Source organism: Paenibacillus sp. JT22N1 (assembly GCF_059692155.1).
Window position 1 is genome coordinate 60,643 of record NZ_JCAUAW010000003.1, and the last position, 16,262, is coordinate 76,904.

At 43.6% G+C, this 16,262-nt stretch carries 12 protein-coding genes; all 12 read right to left on the minus strand.

Annotation, left to right across the window (positions count from 1 at the left end; all coding sequences use genetic code 11):
• Positions 1 to 13 precede the first annotated feature (13 nt).
• Complete coding sequence (gene truB / locus AC58UU_RS06555; RefSeq protein WP_497314108.1) at positions 14 to 928, minus strand: tRNA pseudouridine(55) synthase TruB; 915 nt, start codon at positions 926 to 928, stop codon at positions 14 to 16.
• A complete protein-coding gene (locus AC58UU_RS06560; RefSeq protein WP_497314110.1) occupies positions 925 to 1,914 on the minus strand; it encodes a DHH family phosphoesterase in 990 nt (329 codons plus the stop codon). Before AC58UU_RS06560 ends, truB begins: the two co-directional genes overlap by 4 nt.
• Before the next feature lie 8 nt (positions 1,915 to 1,922).
• On the minus strand, positions 1,923 to 2,282 hold the full coding sequence (gene rbfA, locus AC58UU_RS06565; protein WP_057301522.1) for a 30S ribosome-binding factor RbfA: 360 nt from the start codon (positions 2,280 to 2,282) through the stop codon (positions 1,923 to 1,925).
• Between the two features lie 6 nt (positions 2,283 to 2,288).
• A complete protein-coding gene (gene infB, locus AC58UU_RS06570) occupies positions 2,289 to 5,216 on the minus strand; it encodes a translation initiation factor IF-2 (protein WP_497314112.1) in 2,928 nt (975 codons plus the stop codon).
• Positions 5,206 to 5,535 (minus strand): L7Ae/L30e/S12e/Gadd45 family ribosomal protein, encoded by a 330-nt coding sequence (locus AC58UU_RS06575; protein ID WP_171648885.1) that lies wholly within the window; start codon positions 5,533 to 5,535, stop codon positions 5,206 to 5,208. The genes infB and AC58UU_RS06575 overlap by 11 nt, the downstream gene beginning before the upstream one ends.
• Positions 5,525 to 5,839, minus strand: a complete 315-nt coding sequence (rnpM, locus tag AC58UU_RS06580) for an RNase P modulator RnpM (protein ID WP_029195245.1) — start codon at positions 5,837 to 5,839, stop codon at positions 5,525 to 5,527. Before rnpM ends, AC58UU_RS06575 begins: the two co-directional genes overlap by 11 nt.
• A 29-nt stretch (positions 5,840 to 5,868) precedes the next feature.
• Entirely contained in the window at positions 5,869 to 6,966 is a 1,098-nt protein-coding gene (gene nusA / locus AC58UU_RS06585; protein ID WP_047672911.1) for a transcription termination factor NusA, read from the minus strand.
• A 36-nt stretch (positions 6,967 to 7,002) separates the two neighbouring features.
• The gene (rimP, locus tag AC58UU_RS06590; protein ID WP_497314115.1) at positions 7,003 to 7,467 is read right to left on the minus strand and encodes a ribosome maturation factor RimP; all 465 of its coding nucleotides are present in this window, start codon (positions 7,465 to 7,467) and stop codon (positions 7,003 to 7,005) included.
• A gap of 265 nt (positions 7,468 to 7,732) precedes the next feature.
• Positions 7,733 to 12,043, minus strand: coding sequence for a PolC-type DNA polymerase III (locus AC58UU_RS06595; RefSeq protein WP_497314117.1), 4,311 nt, complete (start codon positions 12,041 to 12,043; stop codon positions 7,733 to 7,735).
• Positions 12,044 to 12,109: 66 nt separating this feature from the next.
• Positions 12,110 to 13,558: a proline--tRNA ligase gene (gene proS / locus AC58UU_RS06600; RefSeq protein ID WP_497314119.1), complete on the minus strand. Its 1,449-nt coding sequence runs from the start codon at positions 13,556 to 13,558 to the stop codon at positions 12,110 to 12,112.
• Between the two features lie 22 nt (positions 13,559 to 13,580).
• Positions 13,581 to 14,840 (minus strand): RIP metalloprotease RseP, encoded by a 1,260-nt coding sequence (rseP, locus tag AC58UU_RS06605; protein WP_497314121.1) that lies wholly within the window; start codon positions 14,838 to 14,840, stop codon positions 13,581 to 13,583.
• 273 nt (positions 14,841 to 15,113) lie between these two features.
• Positions 15,114 to 16,259, minus strand: a complete 1,146-nt coding sequence (locus tag AC58UU_RS06610; protein WP_497314882.1) for a 1-deoxy-D-xylulose-5-phosphate reductoisomerase — start codon at positions 16,257 to 16,259, stop codon at positions 15,114 to 15,116.
• Between the last annotated feature and the right edge of the window lie 3 nt (positions 16,260 to 16,262).

Consider the following 16,262-nt stretch of genomic DNA (forward strand, 5'->3'; position numbering starts at 1 on the left):
CGTGACGTTATAATTAGAGGAAAACTTTGGCTGGGATCAGGACTTGGCTAGCGCTGTTCCATTCATACAAACCAAGAAACCGTTCATCAGGCGAATAAGCCCTGAAAATGGTTTGTGATGCATCTGCATGAGCCGTCCGATTCGCAGTCATAGCTATTTTCTTCCCCTGTAGTGCATGTACGGCTTCCCCGGCAGATAGTTCAATGAATGGGATATGTGAAATCGCCTGATCCATAGGAATCATATGCGCCTGCAGTAATCCTTGAACCTTCATTTGTTCAATCTGTTCAAATGTTAAGCACTGCTCTTGCCGAATACTGCCGGTAGATGTACGTATTAGACTTTTCATCACCGCCGGATATCCGAGAGCCTTGCCAATATCCACACACAAGGTTCTTATATAGGTTCCTTTGGAGCAAGAAGCACGAAATTGAATCTCTGGATGCTTTTGCTTTAGGTCCATATGAAGAATGTCTAGCTTATGAATCGTCACTTTACGTGACTTACGCTCTACTTCTTTGCCTTCACGGGCTAATTCATAGAGTCGTTTCCCATCAATCTTCACTGCTGAGAACATCGGTGGAACCTGTTCGATTTCCCCGACAAAAGAATGAAGTACCTCACGGACTCTCATTTCATCCAAAGTCACCTGTGGAACTTCTTCCAACACAGTACCCGTCATATCTTCCGTATCGGTAGAAAGACCAATTCGGAGCTCAGCTTCATATTCCTTAGGCAGCTCCTGAATGTACTCAACCATTCGAGTTGCTCTACCTATACATAATGGCAATACCCCGGTTACTTGCGGGTCAAGCGTTCCCGTGTGGCCGATGCGTTTGATCCCAAGGATACCTCTAACTTTGGCTACAACATCATGAGAAGTGAAGCCCGCTGGTTTCCATACAGGCAAAATGCCTTCTAACGTCATATGAGTTCGTTCCCTACTTCCTGAACCATTTTGGCTACTGCTTCCTCAAGCGTACCTTGGATTGTACAGCCTGATGCACGAACATGGCCGCCACCGCCAAGTGATTGCGCAATCGCAGCAACGTCAACAAGTCCTGATGAGCGGAGACTTACTTTAATTACACCGACCGCTTTCTCTTTAAATAGCATGCCCACTTCCACACCTTCCACATTACGCGGATAGTTGACAAGCCCATCCAGATCGTCACTCGAGGCACCAGTTAACTCTAAATCCGCCAGAGAAACAGCAAGCCATGCTAATTTACGATCATTGGCAAATGAAAGTGTTGATAAAGCTTTCTGCAGAAGTACGATTTGCGAATAAGTGACTCTTTCCAGCACTTGCTCAGCTATGACAGATCCCTGAACACCAAGTGATAACAGCGTTGCTCCAATCTGCATAACCTCAGGCGAGGTATTCGAATACCGAAAACCACCTGTGTCTGTCAGCAAGCCAGTGTAGATACAATCACCAAACTCCAAATTCGGTACAAGCTTCATATGTATGGCTAAATCATACAAAATTTGAACAGTTGCAGCGGCATCATGTTTTATCAAATGACACGAACCAAATTTATCGTTCGTTGGATGATGATCAACATTGAGCAGCCGTGCTTGGTCATCAAAAAGAGTGCTGATCCTACCCATTCTGGAGAAATCAGCACAATCTACACTTATGATGGTTTGATAAAGTCTTTCTGGAACTTCTTTGCCATAATCAAGAACTTGATCACTTCCCCATAAATAGGAAAATTTAGAGGGCATAGCGCCCTCATTGATCATTGTAAAGGATTTTCCCAGTTGCTTAAGAATCCAACCGGTTGCATACGTAGAACTGGCGGCATCCCCATCCGGTTGGATGTGAGATACCACCAGGAAATCATCATGCTGCTCGATAAACGTAGCTGCTGCTGCCAGCTGCTGGCTGTATTCGGTGGCATGTTTCATTCCACTGCTCATACGCTTGAATTTCCTTCCTGATTAAGCTTGTGCAATAAGTTATCGATATGACTTCCATAATCAATAGAAGCATCGAACTTAAATTGCAGTTCCGGAATCTTACGTAAACGAATTCGTTTGCCTAATTCCGAACGAATATATCCAGAACCTACAGAAAGCGCCTTAAGTGTTGCAGCTTTCTCTTCTTCTGTGCCCATTACGCTAAGAAAAACGCGAGCTAAGGATAAATCGTTCGTTACCTCTACACCAGTTACGGTTAAGAAGCCAATACGTGGATCTTTCAATTCGGACTGAACGATCTGGCTTAATTCTTTCTTGATTTGTTCGCCAACTCGACCTACACGAACTCTGGCCATTTGTCATCACCTCTCAACGGACTCCATGATGAAGGCTTCAATAATGTCGCCCTCTTTAATATCATGATAACGCTCAAGAGATATACCACACTCATAACCTTGTGCCACTTCTTTTTGGTCATCCTTGAATCGTTTCAGGGAGTCAATTTTACCTTCGTGCACGACAATACCGCTGCGAATCAAGCGTGTTTGTGCATTACGAGCAATTTTGCCTGAGATAATCATACATCCAGCAATTGTACCTGAACCCGTAATTTTGAACACATTACGTACTTCTGCTTGACCAAGTACAACTTCTTTAAAGATAGGATCCAGCATGCCCTTCATAGCTTGCTCGATTTCTTCAATTACATTGTAAATAATGTTATGCAGACGGATATCAACTTTCTCTTGATCTGCTGTTGCTTTCGCAGCAGGTTCAGGACGAACATTGAAACCGATAATAATCGCATTAGATGCAGAAGCCAGAATAATATCAGACTCCGTAACAGCACCAACACCGTTGTGAAGAATTTTAACGCGAACGCCTTCCACTTCGATCTTCTCAAGTGAACTTTTCAGAGCTTCAACAGAACCTTGAACGTCACCTTTGATGATTACATTCAGCTCTTTGATTTCGCCGTCTTTAATGTGTTTAAAGAGGTCATCCAACGTGACGCGTGAGTTCGCCGTCATCTCGGATTGTCGAAGTGCAATGGAACGACGATCTGCAATGTCTCTTGCCTTACGCTCATCTTCATAAGCAAGGAATGGATCCCCAGCTTGTGGTACTTCTGTAAGACCCGTGATTTCCACTGGTGTTGAAGGACCCGCTTCTTTCAAACGTTTACCTTTATCATTCACCATCGCTCTTACGCGGCCGAAGCACACGCCAGCTACGAAGCTATCTCCGACTTTCAATGTACCATGTTGAATCAGGATTCTGGCAACTGGACCACGGCCTTTATCCAACTCGGCTTCGATTACAGTCGCTCTAGCACGTTTGTTCGGATTAGCTTTATACTCTTGGACTTCCGCAACAAGCAGAATCATCTCAAGCAGATTTTCAAGTCCAATCCGTTGTTTCGCGGAAATTTCACAGAAAATCGTATCTCCGCCCCACTCTTCCGGAACCAACTCATAAGCAGTAAGTGCTTGCTTGATTTGATCTGGATTTGCGCCTTCTTTATCAATCTTGTTAACTGCTACAATGATCGGAACGCCTGCCGCTTTAGCATGGTTAATAGCTTCAACGGTTTGTGGCATTACGCCGTCATCAGCAGCAACAACGATAATTGTAATATCGGTTACTTGTGCACCGCGGGCACGCATGGTTGTAAAAGCTTCGTGACCAGGCGTATCCAAGAAAGTAATTTTCTTTTGGTTAACTTCAACTTGATAAGCACCGATGTGCTGCGTAATACCGCCTGCTTCACCCTCGGTTACACTTGTTTTACGAATAGCATCAAGTAAAGTTGTTTTACCATGATCGACGTGACCCATGATCGTAACAACTGGCGGACGCTCAATCAGATCTGCCTCATCGTCAATTTCCTCGAAAGTCTCGAAATTGTCTTCTTCGACTTTAATCTTAATTTCAACTTCAACGCCAAACTCGGATGCAATCAATTGAATAGCTTCCAAATCAAGCTCTTGGTTGATTGTTGCCATTGTACCCAAGAACAAAAGCTTTTTAATAACTTCAGAAGCATCTTTGTGAAGTAATTTCGCTGTTTCACCAACGGTCATACTGCCACGAACGATGATTTTCTTAGGCGTGTTGTCAATTTTCTCTTTTTTAACAGTTTCCTGTTGGTATCTGCCTCTATTGTTACCGCGTTGATTGCCTCTGTTTTGCCCACCAGGCCCACGATTACCGCCGGAACGGTTATCATCAAAACGCTTAGGTGTTGGTTTGGATTTCTTAGTTGTAATAACACCTGCTTTAGCTGCTGCATCATCCAATTCAGCTGCTGTTGCTCCAACGTGGAACTGCGGCTTCGCTTCTTGAATGACAGGTCTTCCGCTTTGATTATTGTTGCGGTTATCAAACGGTTTAGACTGACGGTTTGGACCAGCACTGCGGTTCGGGCCAGCATTTTGCGGACGGCCGCTATTTGCGCTTTGTCCACCACCAGCTCCCGGTCCACCAGTCCCCTGACTTGGACGGGAACCTGCATAGTTACTATTCGTGCGTGGAGCTCCGCCTTGGCCTTGGCCTTGGCTGTAGCCTTGACCGCCGCTAGGACGTTGGCTATTGTAGCCGCCAGTAGAACCACTTGGACGCTGTCCACCTGGATTGGAACCTTGATAACCCGTACGTTGTCCACCTTGGCCCCCGCCTTGACCACTTGGACGCTGTCCACCTGGATTGGAACCTTGATAGCCCGTACGTTGTCCACCTTGGCTTGAACCTTGGCCGCTAGGACGCTGCCCGCCTGGATTGGAACCTTGATAACCTGTACGTTGTCCACCTTGGCCTTGACTGTTTGGACGTTGCCCACCTTGCGATGATCCTTGACCACTTGGGCGTTGGTCGCGCCCAGGTTGAGTAGGACGACTAGCCGTATTAGGCGTAGATTGTCCTTGAGGCGCTGTTACTGCACCATTTGTAGTTGTGCTGTTCGTTGGTTCTGAAGCAACTGGCTTCGAAGCCGGTGTTGCTGCACCTTTATTCTCTTGTGCTGGAGCCTGCGTTGCAGGATTCTGATTCGTCGTAGATGAACTCACATTTCCTCCGTCCGTAGCTGCTCGTTTGGCAGCCGCATTGGCTTTAATATCACGAAAAAACTTTTCTACACTGCTTACTGCGTCATTTTCCATTACACTCATATGATTGTTAACGGGAATATTTAGACGTTTGAGGATGGTAATAATTTCTTTGCTGCTCATATTGAGTTGTTTTGCGTATTCGTAAACGCGAGTCTTATCTTTATTGTCTTGTTTATTGGTCAATATGTTTCACCTCCGCAGGATTATCTTGACTCTTCTGCAGCATCTGCGCGAAGCCTCCGTCCAATACACCTATGGTGACACGCATTTCTTTCCCAATGCTGCGGCCCAATTCATACTTCGTACCTATTTCCATGAGTTTAATCCCATAGAATTGGCATTTGTCTTGAAATTTCTTACGTGTATTAGCGGATGCATCCTCCGCCATAATGACAAGTTTGGCTTCTCCCGAGCGAATCGCTTTAAACACACCTTCATCACCGGTAACTAGCTTCCCTGCTCGCATCGCCAAGCCCAACTGGGATAGAAATTTAGGATTCATCCTCCGACTCCTCCTCTTTAGAAGAGAGGAACTCATCTTCAACACGAATGAAATCTTGCTCCAATTGGTCATAAATATCGGCACCAACGGCATGCTTCAATGCTCTATCCAGGGCTTTACTTTTCTTTGCCAATTTAAAACAAGAAACTTTACCGCACAGGTAGGCACCGCGCCCAGACTTTTTCCCTTTAAGATCTATGAGGATTTCATCTTCAGGCGTTTTGACGATGCGGATCAAGTCCCTCTTCGGCATCATTTCCTGGCAGGCCACGCATTTTCTCAGAGGGATTTTTCTCTGCTTCATTCCGATCACCCCTTGCTCCAAACAAAAACTTAATCGACACTCACAGAATCTTGATGCATTTCTTCTGAATAAGTTTTCACTCTGCCATATTCTTGTTCGGCTTGTGTTTCACTTTTGATGTCTATTTTCCAACCTGTCAATTTGGCTGCAAGACGAGCATTTTGCCCTTTGATTCCAATAGCCAAAGAAAGCTGATAGTCAGGTACAATGACACGCGCCATTTTTTCATTTTCATGAATTTGCACTTCAAGCACTTTGGAAGGGCTAAGCGCATTGGCGACGTATTCTTCCACGCTTTCCATCCAACGAACGATGTCTATTTTTTCGCCGCGCAGTTCGCTTACAATCGTTTGAACACGTAATCCTTTAGGACCTACACAGGATCCTACTGGATCAACTTCAGCGTTGCGAGAATGAACAGCAATTTTGGATCGGAAACCGGCTTCACGCGCTACCGAACGAATCTCGACCACACCATCAAAGATTTCAGGCACTTCCAGTTCAAAAAGACGCTTCAACAGTCCTGGATGTGTTCTTGATAAAATGATTTGCGGTCCTTTCGTCGTATTTTCCACTTTCGTGATATACGCTTTAATCCGATCGCCCTGTTTGAACTTATCAGTAGGCATCAATTCAGTCAAAGGCAGCACAGCCTCAACTTTACCCAAGTCCACATAAATGTTACGTTGATCTTGGCGTTGAAGGATACCTGTAACGATATCTTCTTCCTTATCGATAAAAGCATTATAAATTAAGCCACGCTCGGCTTCACGAATACGCTGAGTCACCACTTGTTTGGCAGTTTGAGCAGCAATACGTCCGAAATCACGAGGAGTCACTTCAATTTCAACGATATCTTCCAATTGGTAATTCGGATTAATTTCACGAGAAGCGTGAAGTGAAATTTCCAATCTTGGATCTAATACTTCCTCAGTTACGGTTTTACGGGCATATACCTTGATGAGGCCAGTATGGCGATTGATATCAACTCGCACGTTCTGTGCGGTGTTGAAATTACGTTTATAACTTGAAATCATCGCTGCTTCAATCGCATCGATAAGTAACTCCTTTGAGATACCCTTCTCACGTTCAATTTCCGACAGCGCTTCGATAAAATCCGTGTTCATTTGAACTGAGTCCCCCCTTTCAATAAGTAACGGTCACTAAAAAACGATAGCTAGACGAGCGCTTGCTACTTTAGCGAACGGGATAATTATTTTCTTTTTGCCAATTTCAATAACGAGTTCTTCCTCGTCAAAGGAAAGCAGCAAACCTTCAAATTCCTTGGAACCGTCTATCGGTTCATAGGTGGTAACAAATACATGACTATTCACAGCCCTGTGATAATCTTGAGTCTTCTTAAGCGGACGTTCCGCGCCTGGTGAAGATACTTCCAAGAAATAGGCATCAGCGATGGGATCTTTTTCATCCAATTGAACACTTAAGTATTCACTGATGCGGCCGCAATCATCTATATCAATTCCGCCTTCCTTGTCTGCATAGACACGAAGGAACCAGTTGCTGCCCTCTTTGACATATTCAATATCCACGAGTTCAAATCCATTTTGTTCAATGAAATCCTTCAGCATGTCCTCAATGACGGATTTGATTTGCGCTTGTGTAGCCACAGATAAATGTACCTCCTAAATTGACTTTCCCATATCGTATTCCGAAAAGTCCTATATCAAAATGTAAAGAGTGGGTTTCCCCACTCTTTAATCACAAGATGATATCCTCATTATTGCCAATAAAAATTATACCATAACCATTCTTTGCATTACAATAGCAAACTTGTTAATCATTTTCACTTGACAGCTAAGAGTTTTTCAAAGAAAAACTGGCTTCGTAAGCATCAACTTAAAAATTTTCTTTAGAAAACTTACTTCGGAAGCCTTAGAATAAGGATAATTGATTCGATTCCGGCAGTCCGCGGAAACATCCCATCGAGCTGAGCATCTCTATGACCGTCTTTGAGGCCTTGGATCGATTCTGGAAATCTTCGATGGAAAGGAAGTCGCCCTCATCTTTGGCAGCGGCAATATTTTTGGCTGCGTTATCTCCAATACCTGACATTGCCGCAAATGGTGGAATAAGTGACGTACCATCGATAATAAACCGCGTCGCATCCGAACGATAGATATCGATCGGTTTGAAACTGAAGCCACGAGACGTCATTTCTAGTGACATCTCCAAAATGGAAACCATCGCTTTTTCTTTCGGCAGCGCCTGGAAGCCTTTCTCTTCAATCTCAATCAACTTTTTAAGAATGGCATCATATCCTTGGCACAGAAGCTCTAGATCAAAGTCAGCCGCACGGACACTAAAATAGGTCGCATAGTAGGCTATCGGATGATAAACCTTAAAGTAAGCTGTTCGAACAGCAGAGATAACATAAGCAGCAGCATGCGCCTTTGGAAACATATATTCAATCCGTTCACAGGATTCAATATACCAAGCTGGCACATTACAGCGTTTCATCTCATCTTTCCATTCATCTGTAAGCCCCTTACCTTTACGAACACTCTCGGTAATTTTGAAAGCAAGACCTGCATCCATTCCCGCCTTATAAATCAAGAAGAGCATGATATCATCCCGACAGCCAATAACGGTCTTAATGTTGCATATCCCTTTTTTAATTAACTCTTGTGCGTTCCCCAACCAAACTCCCGTTCCATGTGACAAACCGGAAATTTGCAGTAAATCGGCAAAGGAGCTTGGCTGCGTTTCCTGAAGCATCTGACGAACGAATTTGGTTCCCATTTCCGGAACGCCATAAGTGGCTACTGGAGATCGGATTTGATCCGGTCTGACCCCAATCGCTTCCGTCGAGTTGAAGATACTCATCGCTTTCGCATCATTCATTGGAATTGTTGTTGGATCAATACCTGTTAAATCTTGCAGCATCCGCATCATCGTCGGGTCGTCGTGTCCGAGAATATCAAGTTTCAGCAAATTGGCGTCAAAGGCATGATAATCAAAATGGGTCGTTTTCCATTCCGAATTCTTATCATCTGCTGGGTATTGTACGGGTGTAATATCATCAACTTCCATATAATCCGGTACTACGACAATACCACCGGGATGCTGACCTGTACTTCTCTTCACACCTGTACAACCCGCAGCTAATCGGCTAATTTCAGCACCTCGCCACTTCTGGCCTTGTTCTTCCTCGTACTTCTTGACGAATCCGAATGCCGTCTTCTCGGCGATAGTACCGATGGTACCCGCCCGGAATACATTCTTCTCACCAAAAATTTCTTTCGTAAAATTATGCGCAATAGGTTGATAAACGCCAGAGAAGTTCAAATCGATATCGGGAACCTTGTCCCCTTTAAAGCCAAGAAACGTCTCAAAGGGAATGTCGTGACCTTCACCTTTTAAATTACCGCCGCAATTCGGGCAAACTTTGTTCGGAAGATCGAATCCACTCGGAACGCTCCCGTCCAGGAACCACTCACTATGCTGACATGATACACATATATAATGAGGAGGCAGCGGATTAACCTCGGAAATGCCTAACATCATCGCAACGACGGAAGAACCAACGGAACCCCTTGAACCTACGAGATAACCATCTGCATTGGACTTTTTCACAAGACGCTCGGAAATCAAATAGTTGGCAGAGAAACCAAACTTAATAATAGGAACGAGTTCTTTCTCCAAACGTGCCACGATAACTTCCGGAAGTTCATCACCATAAATTTTCTTCGCTGTATCGTAGCAAGTGGTACGAATTTCTTCGTCGGCACCTTCAATGATGGGTGTAAACAGTTTGTCAGGGAAAAGCTCAATGACTTCAAACCGATCCGCTAGGTCATTCGTACTGCGAATAACAACTTCAATCGCCTTCTCTTCACCAAGAAACTTGAATTCTTCAAGCATCTCTTTGGTCGTACGGAAATGAGCATCAGGTTTTTTCATGGCTTTAAGTGGACTAAACCCGGTAATTCCATTAATGGCAATATCTCTGCATACTTTCTCACGGGGATTCAGATAATGCGCGTTCCCTGTAGCAATAACCGGTTTGCCAGTCTTATAACCAATTTCACAAACACGTCGTACAGCATTTTCTAAATCTTCGATACTCCCCACGAGGCCTTTCTCTACCAGATGCATGTTATAGCTCACAGGTTGAATCTCGAGAATGTCATAGAACTCAGCCACTTGCTCGGCTTCTTCGATTGATTTATTCAGAACGGCTTCAAAGAATTCCCCTTTTTCACAGCCAGAGGTGATAAGAAGACCTTCTCTATGCTCTACTAGAACACTTTTGGGAATCGTAGCAGACCGTTGCAAATAGGTTGTATGGGATAAGGATATAAGTTTGAATAAGTTCTTCTTCCCAACGGCATTTAGCGCGTAAACACAACAATGGAAAGGACGCTGATTGGACAAATCTTTTCCTACATAATCATTTAATTTAGCAAGATTCGTTATTTGTCGATCATTAGCCTCGTTAATTAAATGATATAAAACGAAACCTAAGGCAATAGAGTCATCAATCGCGCGGTGATGGTTGTCCAAGCCTACTTTAAATTTATCCGATAAGGTATTCAAACGATGGTTTTTCATTGAAGGAAATAAAAATCTAGCAAGTTCTAGGGTATCCAGTACGGTGTTCGTAACCTCTGGCAATCCGATACGTTTCAAATTCGCTTGAAGGAAACCCATATCAAATCGTGCATTATGGGCTACGAGAACACAATCACCAACAAACTCAACAAACTTAGGAAGCTCATCCTCGATATCAGGCGCATCTTTTACCATATCATCGTTAATGTTCGTTAATTGTTGAATGTTATATGGAATTTTCTCGTGGGGATTAATGAACGTTGCAAACCGTTCAATTTCTTTACCGTCCTGCATTTTAACACCTGCAAGCTCGATAATTCGGTTATTGGTAACAGAAAGCCCCGTTGTCTCTACGTCGAATATCACATATGTTGCTTGCTTCAGATCCATATCTCTACCATTCATCACAATAGGAACAGAGTCATTCACAACGTTTGCTTCCACACCATAAATCACTTTAATCCCGTGCTTTTTGGCTGCTTTTCCTGCATCAGGGAAACATTGAATGTTACTATGATCGGTAACCGCGATGGCTTTATGTCCCCATTTAGCGGCCATTTTCACATATTGATCAATAGGTGTCAAAGCATCCATGGTACTCATTGTCGTGTGTAAATGAAACTCAACACGCTTCTCAGCTGCATCGTCCATTCGATCCCTAGGAGCCATAACTTCGTTCAGATCGTTTGGAATCATGACAAGTTCAGGAATTTGCATGAAACGATCGAACTCGACCTTCCCTCTCGCTCTAATCCATGTTCCATTTGCAAGAAGGCTCATAATTTTCACATCATCTTTGGTTTTCGCAAATACTTTCATCGCCAAAGAATCTGTAAAATCGGTCAGGTTAAATGTAAATAACGTATTTCCATTTCTTAATTCCTTGACGTCTAATCCAAATACGGTACCCTGAACCGTGACTTTCTTCTCTTCTTCTTGAATGTCCTTGAGTGGCGTCGGCACCTCTTTGATATCATAGCCCATGACAAGCTTGAGATCCGTATCTGGTAATGAGGATGCTTCTTCTTCCATGTCGATGGACATCATGATCTCTTGGGTGATGGTCTTCTCGCCTTGCTCGCGCTGCTTCGCAAATTTCTCGTACTCAGCTTCGATCTCGGTAGAATCACTCATCGCATACTTTACGGTTAATTCTGTTTGAAAAAAGTTATGAAAAAAGTTCCTTATAAACATATCTACATTTTTCTTTTTAGCAAGTTCAAGCCCAATCTGATCTAACATTATAAGCGTTAGCGTATGACCTTGTACCTCAAACCTTGCTTTGGACATCCAACCATTAATCGATGCTACTTCACGCTGCAGCCACTCCATAAATAGGCTCCAGTATTCATCCACCAAAGCAGCAGGTTCTACTTGCTCATATTTCCAAATAAAACGAATCTTCGCAATTTGAGCGAACTTCTCTTGAATCATTTTACAAAAAGAGCGGTAAATATTCTGAGGCACTATTTCATTTTTCACCAAATAAAAGGTCCAGTCGCGATTTTTACGACTAATTTCTACTTGCTCGATGTAGCCTTCCGCAAAAAATGACCGCACGATATCGGCTGGAATCTCGGCTTGCTGCATCAAAAGCTCAAAGCGATTCCGTTTATCAGCCAAATTACTCATGAACAGCCTCCCCATAAAAATACGAAGGGCAATGGAATTGTTGCTTCCATTTGCCCTTGATTGTAATTAATAACTTCGGCCAAAAACGACCGTATGTTTAGCAGAATCGCCGCAAACCAGACATGTTGATTTCGTTTCTGAAGGTGTGAATGGAATATTTCGGCTCGTTGCCCCCGTCTCTTCCTTCACTTGGTCTTCACAAACGTTAGACCCGCACCAGCCAGCCAAAGCAAATCCGCGTTTCGTCTCTAAGAATGTTTTGAACTCATCAATAGAATCTACCGCAATGTAATGATCGTCACGGAACTGCTTCGCTTTATCATACATCTGCTGATGAATCTCAGCAAGTAAATTTTGAATTTCCTGAACGAAGTCTGTTTGCTGAACTGTTTTCTTCTCCCCGCTTACTCGAGAAACGAGAACAACTTGTCCATTTTCCATATCACGAGGACCTAATTCAACACGGATTGGTACACCGCGCATTTCATATTCATTAAATTTCCACCCCGGGCTTTGGTCAGCTCGGTCATCCACTTTAACTCGAACGCCTGCTTTCTTAAGCTCTGCATACAATTCATCTACCCGTCCAATAACTTGTTCCCGCGTTTTTGGAGGACCAATCGGAATCATGATGACTTGAGTTGGGGCAACTTTAGGCGGCAATACCAACCCACGATCATCGCCATGAACCATGATAAGTGCACCGATGAGCCGAGTACTAACTCCCCATGAAGTCGTATGAGCAAATTGATGCTGATTTTCACGGTCCAAGAACTTGATATCGAAAGCGACTGCAAAGTTCGTACCCAGATAGTGTGAGGTGCCAGCTTGCACTGCTTTCCCATCTTTCATCATCGCCTCGATAGAGAACGTATCGATAGCACCCGCGAACTTCTCAGAAGGAGTCTTCTGCCCAACAATAACAGGAATTGCTAAGAAATTTTCCGCAAATTGACGGTATACATCCAGCATCTGCATCGTTTCACGGCGAGCATCCTGCTCATCTTCATGAGCGGTATGGCCTTCCTGCCACAAGAACTCCGTAGTCCGAAGGAAAGGCAATGTGCGCTTCTCCCATCGAACTACGTTAGCCCATTGATTAATCAAAAGGGGAAGATCACGATAGGAGTTGATCCATTCCGAATACATGTGACCAATCATCGTTTCCGAAGTTGGACGAATAGCTAGACGTTCTTCGAGCTTCTCTCCACCTGCTTCAGTGACCCAAGGCAGCTCTGGATTAAAGCCTTCCACGTGTTCTTTTTCTTTCTGGAAAAAACTCTCTGGAATAAACAAAGGGAAATAAGCATTTCGGTGACCCGTTTCTTTGAATTTACTATCGAGCTCACGTTGAATGTTTTCCCATATTTCATAGCCATCCGGTTTAAACACGATACAGCCGCGCACTGGCGAATAGCTCATCAAATCAGCTTTCTTGATCACATCTATGTACCAACGGGAGAAATCCTCTCCCTGTGGTGTAATCTCTTTAACAAACTGTTTATCGTTTGACATAAACCCTCCTACAATATTAGGACTATCCCTTTATTAATCTTAAAATATCATTGTAAGTAACTGCCACCATGAGCAGCATTAGCAGTGCAAAACCAACAAAATGAACCATACTTTCTCGATTCGGATCAATTGGCTTCCCGCGTAATGCCTCTAGACCCATAAATAGAAGTCGGCTTCCATCTAAAGCTGGAATAGGCAGGAGATTAAATATACCTAGATATAAGCTTAATGTAGCTGCCCATGAGATTAAGTAAGTTATTCCCATCTTGGCAAATTCAGCTGATACTTGAGCTGTCCGGACAGGACCGCCAAGATCATCAAGTTTAAACTGCAGCATAACAAGCTTCTTTAAACCGGTCACGATGCCAATCGTTGTTCCAACGACTTGATCGTATGTGCCAGTTAACACTTCGCTAAAGGTTGCGCTTCTGCGATCCCCAGAAATGACTACGCCGAGCTTACCAGCTCCTGCCTCCATTTCAGGTGTAACCTGAAGTGTAATTGGATTACCAGAACGATCCACAACCCAGGTCATCGGCTTTCCTGCAGATGATTGAATCGAGGTGACCAGCTTCTCGCGGTCATCACCAATCGGTTGATTATCAATCGATATGATGATATCCCCTTTATGGAGACCCGACTTCTCGCCTGCCTTACCAGCAAGCACAGAATCTAGCTTAACGTTCGTAAATACGCCCGACATAATAACAACGATAAAGAACAACACAATCGCGAGTATGAAGTTCATCACAGGCCCCATCACAATAGCAATTGCTCTCTGGCCAACCGTTTTCGAACCAAACTGACGATCATATGGAGCAATCTGTGTTTCTGTCCCTTTGGTCACCATCATAGCTTGTGGATCAATGGGATAAGTAACACTTTCTCCGTCAACATCAAGTGATACTTGAAGCGCTCTTTCTAAATCAATTTGTTCCACGACACCAATGATAACATTCGAGCGTCGATCTAGTTGATCAAGATAAAGGGATGACACTTGATTTTGTTTATTTAATTTAACGGCAACCGATTGTCCAGGGTTCACTTGGACGATTTCCGGGTCTTCCCCTGCCATGCGAACGAATCCACCAATTGGCAAAATGCGCAAGGTATAGCGAGTTTCCCCTTTTTTATATGAGAAAATTTTGGGTCCAAAGCCGATTGCAAATTCTCGAACTAAGATGCCTGCACGTTTTGCAAAGTAAAAATGACCCCATTCATGAATCGTAACGAGAACGAAAAACAACAAAATAACCTTCAATCCAACTTCTATGGCTGACAAGTCGTATTTCCTCCTTCGAGTTTTCTTCAGAAAACTTACCTATGTTTGCAAAAACCATAACGTTTTCGTTTGAAAACCTGCCTTCTGAGCATCCACTTATGGACAGCATGTTCTTAGATTAACATTATTGAACTGCTGAATACAAGCTATGCCCTTTTAGCACAGTATACGAGCTGGGAGTTTGAATTAGACTTTACTTTACTTTATTAAGCGCCTAGGTTATAGATTGAAAAAAGAGCCGAGCCAACCTCGCTGACCTAAGCTCTCATGAAATTAAAATACGATGGATGATGCAAAGGCTCTTGCCCAAATATCCTGCTCATGAATGACGTCTAGATGAGGGTTTGAATGGGATTCGTGTTTCTGCAAAACAAGTTCAATGATCTGTTCAATTTGCAAGAACGTAATCTCACCTTTGAGGAAGCGTGCAACAGCGATTTCGTTCGCTGCATTATAAACAGTAGGTGTAGTACCTCCCTGTTTACCGCTCTCAAAGGCCATTCGTAAACACGGATACCGATTGTAATCCATTTCACGGAAATGAAGCTTTCCAATGGCAGCCAAATCTAGTCGATTGGTCGGCGTTTGATATCTGTCTGGGTAGGTCAATGCGTATTGGATAGGAACTCGCATATCCGGATTACCAAGCTGAGCAATAACACTGTTGTCAACAAATTCTACAAAGGAATGAATGACACTTTCAGGATGAATGAGGACATCTATTTGGTCATAGGAGAGATCAAATAACCAATGAGCCTCAATGACCTCCAGACCTTTATTAACCATCGTCGCTGAATCTATCGTAATTTTGGCTCCCATCGACCAATTCGGATGTTGGAGGGCTTGTTCGACCGTTACTCCCTCTAACTCTTCACGAGATCGATCTCGAAAGGAACCACCAGAAGCCGTAAGCGTTATTTTCGCAATTTGTGAGCGATTCTCACCATTCAAACATTGAAATATAGCCGAATGCTCACTATCAATAGGCAGCAACGACACACCTTTTCGACGAATTGCATCCTTTACAATATGGCCTGCACTCACTAATGTCTCCTTATTTGCGAGTCCGATGTGTTTGCCAGCTTCAATCGCGGCCATTGTAGGCTTAAGTCCCTGACTCCCTACCAAAGCTGTTACAACCAAGTCTGCATCTGTTGATGCAGCAACTTCCATTAATCCTTCTTCACCATATAACACCTTGGTCGATGACGAAACATTCTTGGAAACTTCCTCGGCAAGCTCCTTGGTCGCTACTGATACTACTTTTGGGTGAAACTTTTTAACTTGTTCAATCAATAATTGACTATTATAACCGCCAGATAATGCTTCAATCTGAAATTTATCTGAGGCATGCTGGACAATATCTAGGGTTTGTGTACCAATAGACCCTGTTGAACCCAGAATGGCAATTCGTTTCATCAT

Excerpts from the sequence above, each read along its gene's own strand:
- truB (WP_497314108.1), bottom strand. The coding sequence starts at position 928 with ATGACGTTAGAAGGCATTTTGCCTGTATGGAAACCAGCGGGCTTCACT.
- AC58UU_RS06560 (WP_497314110.1), bottom strand. The coding sequence starts at position 1,914 with ATGAAACATGCCACCGAATACAGCCAGCAGCTGGCAGCAGCAGCTACG.
- rbfA (WP_057301522.1), bottom strand. The coding sequence starts at position 2,282 with ATGGCCAGAGTTCGTGTAGGTCGAGTTGGCGAACAAATCAAGAAAGAA.
- AC58UU_RS06575 (WP_171648885.1), bottom strand. The coding sequence starts at position 5,535 with ATGAATCCTAAATTTCTATCCCAGTTGGGCTTGGCGATGCGAGCAGGG.
- rnpM (WP_029195245.1), bottom strand. The coding sequence starts at position 5,839 with ATGAAGCAGAGAAAAATCCCTCTGAGAAAATGCGTGGCCTGCCAGGAA.
- nusA (WP_047672911.1), bottom strand. The coding sequence starts at position 6,966 with ATGAACACGGATTTTATCGAAGCGCTGTCGGAAATTGAACGTGAGAAG.
- AC58UU_RS06595 (WP_497314117.1), bottom strand. The coding sequence starts at position 12,043 with ATGAGTAATTTGGCTGATAAACGGAATCGCTTTGAGCTTTTGATGCAG.
- proS (WP_497314119.1), bottom strand. The coding sequence starts at position 13,558 with ATGTCAAACGATAAACAGTTTGTTAAAGAGATTACACCACAGGGAGAG.
- AC58UU_RS06610 (WP_497314882.1), bottom strand. The coding sequence starts at position 16,259 with ATGAAACGAATTGCCATTCTGGGTTCAACAGGGTCTATTGGTACACAA.